We start from the raw sequence: 9,093 nt of genomic DNA, 5'->3' as shown, positions 1-9,093 counted from the left end.
CCCTAAACGAGAACGTGGCCGCAACTGAGTTTGCACACTCTCACCGGCAATCTGGATTGAATATACTGAAAAGCCGTAAGGCACGAGGCTTGCGCGCTGAAATCGATGATGCATAGCTGATCCTTTGATGAACCAGCTAAAGCATGCACAACAATTTCAGCAAATGTGAGTCAGAGCCAATTTTGCATGCAAAATCACAGTTTGACCTGTTGCGCTGTCCCCCATGCCCAATCCAGCATGATGCATGCTTTGATGAAGGCGCCATGAAGTGTTCCAAGTCTGACCGATGGCGGCTGTGACAGAGATTGCTCCTTAGTTCGCTAGCAAAATTGGCGCAGCAGGAACTCTAGACGGGCAATCCTTTAGTGGTTTGAATAACCGATTCAATCGGTCACCAGATTTCAATCAATCGTTTCATGATTATTTCTGCTTGATAGAGTCTTTCAATATCGACCCATTCGTCCGTTTTATGCGCGCACCTGGGATTGCCAGGTCCCAGAATCACGGTGGGTGGATTGCCCAGCACCGGGGTTAGAATTGAGGCATCGGTGAAGTAATTGACACTTGTGGGGCTGAAAATATGTTCGGTGTTGGCCGCAACGACGTCGGCAACCTTACTGATCCAGCCACTATCTGGGGAAGCCCAAACAGGCGGTAAGTCTAGAAGCGGAGAGATCGTGGCGTCGTCACCTGCTAATGCGATTATTTTGTCGATCAGTTCAACATGCTGAGCCTTAGGAATCGTGCGTAAATCAAGCGTGATCTCACAGGAATCAGGCACGGAATTGGTGTTCAATCCCCCTTGAATTGTGCCCACATTGTAGGTTGGCTTGCCCATTACTTCATGCGCGTCCCCTAGCTTTAAATCGCCCAGGCGCGCGATGAAGCGGCTAGCAAGCTCGATGGCATTGACCCCTTGCTCAGGCATTGCTGCATGTGCGGTGAATCCTGTAAACAAAATTGAAAGCCAAATGACACCCTTGTGTCCTAGCACCAGCGCGTTGTTGGTGGATTCTGCAACAACGAGCGCTCCGATGCGCGGCAAGTTTTTACCGCGGGCGAGCATTTGTGCTCCGTCGCAACCGGTTTCTTCGCCTGCTGTCAACAAGATAGCAATGCCTCCGGGCGGCGTGAATGGATCGAGACAGGCGCAGATAAAGGCGGCGACGCCCCCTTTCATATCGGAGGAGCCGCGACCATAAAGCTTGCCGTTGGCAACAATGCCATCATAAGGAGGATACTTCCAATCGGCGGCCCCTAGAGGCACCGTATCCAGATGTCCGCTGAAGCCTATGGCTGCTCCCGATCCAACCCCTCTGGTTGCGATGAGGTTGGCTCGGGTGGCGCTAGCAAACACTTGCAGGTCACAGTCAAATCCCGCAGATTGCAGTAGATCTGCGCAGAATTTCATAGCCGCCACTTCGTTGCCCGGCGGATTGACGGTATCAAAGGCGACTAATCGCTTTGTCAGGTCAACAACGTTCATCGCCAACTCCATCGTCAAATCCAGTGCCTTGAAAGGCCACTGCCAAGCATTTCATCATAAATATCAGTTCGCCGGTCTCTAAGGGGCTGGTTGAAGTCATTCCAGTTTCGTTTGCGGCGGGCCTCTGCCAAGTTGATACAGGCGATTAGGGTTTCTTCTTCTGAGACGCTTGCCGGACCAGCAACAGGCCAGCCGGTTTGGGAGACGATCAGCGACTGGCCGATAAAGGGTTGCTCACGTTCCATTCCGGTCCTGTTGGCGGCGACGACGAAAACTGAATTGCAGTGCGCAGCACCCATCACGACAATATTTGCCATTGCCTCGCGTGCAGGATCCTGACCTGGAATGGGCACCCAATTGGTCGGTACACAGATCAGTTCCGCCCCCTGCATGGCTTGTAAGCGCCAGACTTCGGGGAACCAGCAATCATAGCAGATATGACAAGCAAGCCGCCCAAGAGGCGTGTCAAACACTGGTATGCCCAGGTCGCCGGGATGAAAATAAAGCGCTTCATCTCCCCAAAGGTGCAGCTTTCGATATGTGCCCATATAGCCATCAGGACCCGTGATAATAGCTGAATTGAACAGCTTTGAGCCGTCCCGCTCGGTGATGCCCGCAACAAGATAAATTCCAAGTCTGCTCGCGGTCTCTATCCATAATTGGGATGTCGCTCCGGATGGGACCGGTTCGGCCAGTTCAAACGCCTCTGAACGGCTTTGAAACATATAGCCTGTGTTACAAAGTTCCGGCAGGACAACAACTCGTGCACCCTGTTTTGCCGCTTTCTCTATTTTTTCTATAGACTTGGCAACATTCTCTTCTGTCTGGCCGAACAGCGGCTCCATCTGAACCGCAGCAACAATCAACTCGGCTTCAAGCATGGTCATTTAAAGCTCTCCTATCATTCAGGCGCGGGTCAGCCAAGTCAGATAATTGATCCACAGCTGGCGATAACCGGGCCAATCGGAAAATTCCGATGGGAGCCAATGCGGTGACATATCGGACATCCACGCCAACGTTCGCCCTTTACCGTAAGATGTGATCGCCAGAAGAGGGTGGGTCCCTTGAGCCGTTTGGGCGCTGGCAAGCAATTGGGCATCCTCAGCCAGCATGACTTCGTTCATGCCCAGCAGTGCTGGCCATTGATCCGGTACGCCATCAAAAAGTGCATGATCTGGCTGATCAACAATCGCCTTTGTACCTTCGGGAATTTCAATGCGGTCATCATAGGGGTGACAACGCACTGGCAGGGTTTTTTCAACCGGAGTATTCCGCCAACGGCCTTTGCCATCAATGCCCTGAAAGGTCAGGTAGCCACCAATCATAGCAAGCCCACCACCCTGTTCGACATAGTCATGTAGAAGGGATAGTCGATTCGGGACCGTTTTTGAGTGCTGCCAAACATCAGGATGCAGCAGAAGTGAACTTGAACCGATATCCGATAGAATGATGCAATCCCATTGACGCAGCCCCTCTAGTGTTAATGGCAATGTTTCGGGTGCCTCGTGGGCTGGCATATGCGTCACTTCAAAGCATGTCTCGTTCATGGCTTTCAGAAAAGGCGTGGCACCACTGTGGAATGTTGTCGAGCCAAAACTGTCAAATCCCTTGTAGTGTACCGCTGAGCTCACCCAGCTCTCACCTACCAGTAGGATTTTCTTAGATGCGATGTTCATTTGTTCCCCTTGCGCACGCGCATATTTGTGTTGGAGATAGAGTTTTTCAAATATATTGAAACGGTTCAATTTTGTATTGATAACCATTAATTTGGCTTTATTGCAAGGATATCTCCGGATTTTATTTTCTATTGACAAATATAAATTGAATTGTTTCACTGTGGTAAGGCCAATAATAAATCCTTCCAAACCAGACACAGGGGAACCTGATGAAACTCCTAAGACGTACCTTTATTGCCACGGCAACCGCCGCTGTTTCAGCGGCAATTTTCACTTGCTCAACGGCTCTCTTGGCTCCCAGCGCAAATGCTCAAGACCTCACAAAACTCACATTCATTCAGGAATGGCCAACCCCCGACGGCTTCTGGATTCCTTGGATTCTGGGCTCAGATAAGGGCTTTTATTCCGAGGAAGGCATCGAGCTGGAAATCGTAACACCACCAACGGTGGCCGATACGATGAAGTTCCTGGGCACAGGTCGGGCTGAAGTGGCATTTACCACAAGCATGGACATCGTCTTTGCCAAATCCCAAGAAGCACCGGTTGTGGCGATTGGTCGTTACGGGCGTGGCAACAACTGGGGCATCCTATCGGCGACCGGTGATAAGCTTTCAGTTGCGGACTTGAAAGGGAAAACTCTGGGCATATACAACGATGCCTGGACAATGGCACAGCTGGAGATGATCCTTTCCGACGCTGGCCTTTCTATGGAAGACATCAAAACGGTCGCGGCATCCGACGACACGGTGCCTTTGCTGTTGCAAAAACGCGTTGATGCTGTAACCGGCATCACCAACGCAGAAGGCACAGAAATTGTCACCGTGACCGGTAAGGCCGGAGAATTCCTTCCTGCTATCGAGCATGGTGCCCCCAATACCCCGATTTTTGCCCTCGCGGCAAATATGGGTTGGCTTGCCAAAAACCCGGACACAGCCAAGGCTTTTTTGAGAGCGACGACCAAGAGTATCGCCTATTCAGCTGCACATCCTGAAGAGGCTGTCGAGGCTTTCGCTAAACGCTACGCTAAAGCCTATGATCCGGCCTTCATTAAGCAGCAGTGGCTCGATACCATTCCATTGTTCGGAACGACTGATAACAAGGCCCTGTTGAACGATGCAAAGGACTGGGAAACACTTGTAGCAGCTCTTGCAAAATTCAAGGTGCTTGACGGTCTTCTGCCCGCGACTGACTATTTCACCAACGATTACCTTCCGGAGTAGCCAGTGCCACAGTTGACTGACGGCAGAATTATCCCGCCCTGGACATATCGTCCAGGGCCGGATGTTTCTCTTTTGCCTCCATCGGGTCTAGTTTCTGCCCAGAATATCGCGCGCAAAGCTGCAATGGCAGGATGTAACGCGGCCACGTCTGGCGCTACGGAAATCGACATTCTTATTGCAGTAAGCACCTGCTTGGCGGATCTCAATGTTGCCGATGTCTGGACCATTACCAATGTCGGGGTGGGTGCCAACGCACATACTTGTTTTCCAACCCAGGGGCCAAGCGGTTTGGCCATGGTGGAAAATGATCTTGCGATGATTGATGTGCATCCCATCACGCCGGACGGCTTTTGGGGTGATTGTACCCGCTGTACCGTTATTGGCGATAATCCCGCAGCGCGTGATGGGCTTAGAGATCTGACTCATATTTACAAAGAGGTCATGGTGCGCGCGCAATCAGGGATTCGTGCCTGTGATCTTTTTGGCACCATGCACGAGCGCATGGTGAGTGAAGGTTTCACTCTGCTCGATACATTGGAAAATATCGGTCATTCCCTATCTCCAGGGGCAGCGTATTTGAACGAATTTATCGATGCGAACAACCACACACCGATGTGGGGTGCTTGGGCGGTTGAGCCGTTTGCAGCAAGAGATGGTGCCGCAGTCAAAGTCGAAGATCTGTTCTGGTTCGGGCGTGATGAATGCATCATGATCTAGGTAAATTTTCCAGATTGGCGAAGTGAATTACGATCATCACAAACAAAGCTTGAGTGTTTGAGGAAAAAGAATATGTCAACAACTCCGGTACCAAAGCTGCGGCTGTCGGACGTGTCGCGCCAGTTTGATACAAATCTAGCGCTAGCCCCGACCAATTTCGATATAGCCGAAGGCGAATTTATCTGCGTTGTAGGCCCCTCCGGCTGCGGTAAGAGTACGATGTTTAACATCATCGCAGGGGTGTTGCATCCCAGTTCCGGCAGCGTTGAAGTCGATGGGCAGGATGTGACGGGTAAATCTGGTCAGGTTGGCTATATGTTGCAAAAAGACTTGTTGCTCCCATGGCGAACTGTTCTTGACAATATTTGCTTGGGATCCATTCTGCATGGTCGTACGACAAAAGCGCAACGTGCAGAAGGTGTTGAGCTAGCTGAGCGCTATGGGTTGGGCGATTATATCAACCATTATCCATCAGCTCTATCCGGCGGCATGAGGCAACGGGTGGCCTTGATGCGAACCCTCGCAATGCACCGAGATGTTCTCTTGCTTGATGAGCCGTTCGGCGCTTTGGACAGCATGACGCGCATGGCTATGCAGCAGTGGCTTTTATCCGTCTGGAAGATGGAAAAGCGCACGGTGGTCTTTGTCACCCACGATATCGATGAAGCTATTTTTCTGGCTGATCGTGTCGCGGTTATGTCGCCTCGGCCGGGACGTATCCGCGATATTCTACCCGTGAACCTGCCAAGGCCGCGTGGGCGAAATGTTTACACTGCACCTGAATTCCTTCAGTTGAAGGATCAAATCATGACCTATATTTACGATGAGAAAGATAATTCTGATGCAGCCTGAGAAGCAGCCCCTTTGGAGATCAGTTCTCTATCCTGTCATCGCTTTTATTCTGGTTATCGGCATTTGGTGGGGGGCGGTCGAGTTCTATCAAGTTCCACGCTATGTCATGCCTAGCCCTGCGGATGTCTGGGCACATATCCTTGATGATTATAGAACGCTCTGGATCGGATTTCAGGTCACATTCAAGGAGTTCCTGATTGGTTTTGTTCTTGGTGCGGTATCCGGTTTTGTAATGGCGGTGCTGATGGATACGTCCAAAACGGTCCGCGGCGTGCTTTATCCCATTCTCATTGTCAGCCAGGCTATTCCCATCATTGCAATTTCAGCCGCATTGACAATCTGGCTTGGGTTTGGGCTGGCGCCCAAACTTGTGATCGTTGCCCTTGTCGTGTTTTTTCCGGTGGTCGTTAATGTGTTGGATGGCTTAAGATCTGTTGATGGTGATCTTCTTCGCCTGGCTCGTTCTATGGGCGGAACGAGATGGTCCATTTTTCGTCACGTAAAAATGCCAGCAACGCTGACGCCTCTTTTCTCAGCGCTCAAACTGTCGGCAACCTTCAGTGTTACCGGTGCCGTGATCGCAGAATGGTCAGCCTCAACGAGTGGCGGTATCGGGGCTTATCTGATGCAGGCCAACTCCCGCCTGAACACCTCCGGCACATTCGCAGCCATCGCCTATCTCGCCCTGCTGGGTCTGGTTGCCTTCGTTCTGGTTATCCTTGTGGAATACCTGCTTACGCCCTGGCGAAACAAGCCCATGGTTCCCCGCTGGTCTACACGCTTCTGGCGCAAATAGAGGCACAGTGTTAATGTCTTAAAAAGACTAAGGAACCTCTGTAAATGCTGGACAAAAAAACCGGGCGTAAACCTACGCTTACAATCAAAGACGTTGCTGCAGAGGCGCATGTATCTGTCGGGACAGTGAGCGCTGTCCTCAACGCTCGCACCAATGTGGCACAAGCAACGCGTGATCATGTCGAAGCCGTGATGGAGCGACTTGGATATGAACCCAAGAGTGCGGCTCGAGCGTTACGACGCAATTTTGTTTCGTCTATCGGTCTGATTGTCCCTGATCTGAATAACAGCTTCTTCTCTCAAGTTGCACAAGGTGTGCAACGAGGCATCGCTGATCATGATATTCTCATGACCCTTTGCCTCAGTTGGGCCCAATCAAAACGAGAGGAATATTTTGCGCAACTGTTACGCAGCCAACGTCTTGATGGTGTAATTTATCTTTCAGGTACCGGTTTGCCTTCTGCTTCCTTGGTGGAGTTGACCAAAACCAGATCGGTTGTTTTCGTGGATGAGGTTCTGCCTGGCATAGACTGCCCATCTGTATTGAGTGACAATCGACGCGGTGCGCGTGAAGTGATGCGTTGTGTACTGGAAGCGGGACATAGCGCAATTGCTGTCATAGAAGGACCGCCTAGGCTCTGGACGTCAGATCAGAGACTTTCGGGTTTCCGCGAAGCCCTCTATTCGGGTGATAAAGATCCGGACCAATTGGACTTTGTCACCGGAGATTATTCGGAAAAATCGGGTTATCAGGCTGCAACAGCTCTGTTTGCTGGAGACAGAGACAGTTGGCCAACTGCTGTTGTTTGCGCCAATGATCAAATGGCAATCGGAGTGATTAATTTTTGTCGGGAGGCAAGTATTTCGGTCCCCCATTCTGTCTCGGTGACGGGTTTTGACGACATTACCGAGGCGCGTCTGATGCATCCGGCCCTCACAACAGTGGCGCAACCCGGTTTCGAAATGGGCCGTTCGGCAGCGCATTTGCTGCTTCACTCAATTGGCGTTCGAACAACTGCCCCTGATGCAACTCACTTTGATACAAGCGTTCGCGTGAGAAAAAGTGTCGCAGCAGCGATGCGTTAAAGCTGATTGCGTGTCATTTAATTTGCTTTCTGATGGTCCATGTTATGCTCACGGTACGGTAAAGAGAGTTCTTGATTCGAGTATGAGCAATTGTCTGCTGGATAGCGGGCAACACCCCCGTAAAACAAGGCACCTTCCAGCTGAATAATTTCGCTCTATAACGAGTTTGTGGTTTAAGAGGTGGCGCCGCGGATCTGAGCAACCAAACATATGAGTAAAAATCTAAGACAAGGGGTCTTCGGTTTCTATCGGCTCGATTTGTTCCAAGAAGCGTCCGAATAGTGATGAGGCTTGAAGTCTGAGGTGAAGCACAACACTCCCGCCTCGATAGGGTATCGAGGTGGTTGTCGAGACCGTCAGAAGTGTTGCCATGCCATCCTATTCCCATCTTGAGGTATTCCGCTCGTTCGGTCCGTTCAATCGGCGAACGTCTTGGATGAGCCAAAACCAAGATCAACAGCGAGCTGAACTTATAGGCTCAGAAACCGCTCAGGCATGAACGGCACGTCTGTGTCATTCGGCTTTACTCCAGCCGAAGTCAGCATTGCATGAATTTGCCCACGATGATGCGTTTGATGATTGAAGAGTTGGATTACGAGAATCTTTTTAGGTTTCGTGATATCTCGGCCAATTGCGCCAGAAAACCAGCTTAATTCGCCTTCGAACCAGTCCGGTGAAACTTCATGTGCCCATTGCACTATCTGTTTATCAAAAGCTTTCCGTTCATCGCGGAATTTGTCCCAGCTATCAATGAGGCTGATCGAATCTGGGATTTTTCCGTCTGGTTCCGGCGTTCCTGCAAATCTGCTCATCCAAAGCATGTCGCCCCAATAAATATGTGAAAGGGTTTGCTGGATTGAGCCAAAGAATGCCCCTCGATCCTTTCCTCGTTCCGCGGGAGACAGATTTTCTGTCGCTGCAAGCAGGTTTTCATTTTGCCAAAGGTTATATCTTGCCATTGTAAGCGTGTATTCTTTGTTGGGCATAATTGTTCCTCTGAAAGTGGGGTGTTCCCCGTAACCACACTAAACCTGACATCAAGGCAATGGTGGTTTTTCCTGCGCTATAGAGCTTTGTTCCCGAAGCAGAGTGTATCAGCAACGAGCACAAGCAGACTGTTTTATAACGGCAAGTGTGGCAACCAATTTGTGAAATTGTTTGAGACGATGAGAATTCAATAAGGCGGGCTAGAAGGGCTTGGTCCTATTGGGTAGGGATTTGATGCGAGACCATTTGGTTTGTCCACAGCAGCATGGTTGTG

At 50.6% G+C, this 9,093-nt stretch carries 9 protein-coding genes; 5 read left to right on the top strand and 4 right to left on the bottom strand.

Annotation, left to right across the window (positions count from 1 at the left end):
- Positions 1-391: 391 nt before the first annotated feature.
- The 3 genes from C0081_RS16625 to C0081_RS16615 are packed head-to-tail and all read right to left on the bottom strand — an operon-like array spanning position 392 to position 3,162.
- Positions 392-1,486, bottom strand: coding sequence for a M20 family metallopeptidase (locus C0081_RS16625; RefSeq protein WP_180966937.1), 1,095 nt, complete (start codon positions 1,484-1,486; stop codon positions 392-394).
- Positions 1,487-1,500: 14 nt separating this feature from the next.
- Positions 1,501-2,373 (bottom strand): nitrilase family protein, encoded by an 873-nt coding sequence (locus C0081_RS16620; RefSeq protein WP_425349493.1) that lies wholly within the window; start codon positions 2,371-2,373, stop codon positions 1,501-1,503.
- An 18-nt stretch (positions 2,374-2,391) separates the two neighbouring features.
- The gene (locus C0081_RS16615) at positions 2,392-3,162 is read right to left on the bottom strand and encodes a glutamine amidotransferase (protein WP_101534982.1); all 771 of its coding nucleotides are present in this window, start codon (positions 3,160-3,162) and stop codon (positions 2,392-2,394) included.
- A gap of 209 nt (positions 3,163-3,371) precedes the next feature.
- On the opposite strand from C0081_RS16615, the gene C0081_RS16610 reads away from it, so the two are divergent.
- The 5 genes from C0081_RS16610 (at position 3,372) to C0081_RS16590 (ending at position 7,832) form a co-directional block, all read left to right on the top strand.
- Positions 3,372-4,382: an ABC transporter substrate-binding protein gene (locus C0081_RS16610; protein ID WP_101534979.1), complete on the top strand. Its 1,011-nt coding sequence runs from the start codon at positions 3,372-3,374 to the stop codon at positions 4,380-4,382.
- Between the two features lie 3 nt (positions 4,383-4,385).
- Entirely contained in the window at positions 4,386-5,099 is a 714-nt protein-coding gene (locus tag C0081_RS16605) for a M24 family metallopeptidase (RefSeq protein ID WP_210200543.1), read from the top strand.
- 72 nt (positions 5,100-5,171) lie between these two features.
- Entirely contained in the window at positions 5,172-5,951 is a 780-nt protein-coding gene (locus C0081_RS16600; RefSeq protein WP_101534978.1) for an ABC transporter ATP-binding protein, read from the top strand.
- A complete protein-coding gene (locus C0081_RS16595) occupies positions 5,941-6,747 on the top strand; it encodes an ABC transporter permease (RefSeq protein ID WP_101534977.1) in 807 nt (268 codons plus the stop codon). Before C0081_RS16600 ends, C0081_RS16595 begins: the two co-directional genes overlap by 11 nt.
- A gap of 44 nt (positions 6,748-6,791) precedes the next feature.
- Positions 6,792-7,832, top strand: coding sequence for a LacI family DNA-binding transcriptional regulator (locus tag C0081_RS16590; RefSeq protein WP_101534976.1), 1,041 nt, complete (start codon positions 6,792-6,794; stop codon positions 7,830-7,832).
- A 470-nt stretch (positions 7,833-8,302) separates the two neighbouring features.
- Here C0081_RS16590 and C0081_RS16585 read toward each other — a convergent pair whose 3' ends face one another.
- Positions 8,303-8,818, bottom strand: coding sequence for a DinB family protein (locus C0081_RS16585; RefSeq protein ID WP_101534975.1), 516 nt, complete (start codon positions 8,816-8,818; stop codon positions 8,303-8,305).
- Positions 8,819-9,093: the final 275 nt, after the last annotated feature.

Source organism: Cohaesibacter celericrescens, from assembly GCF_002866925.1.
GTDB classification, from domain to species: domain Bacteria; phylum Pseudomonadota; class Alphaproteobacteria; order Rhizobiales; family Cohaesibacteraceae; genus Cohaesibacter; species Cohaesibacter celericrescens.
This window is presented reverse-complemented; position numbering and strand designations above follow the sequence as displayed.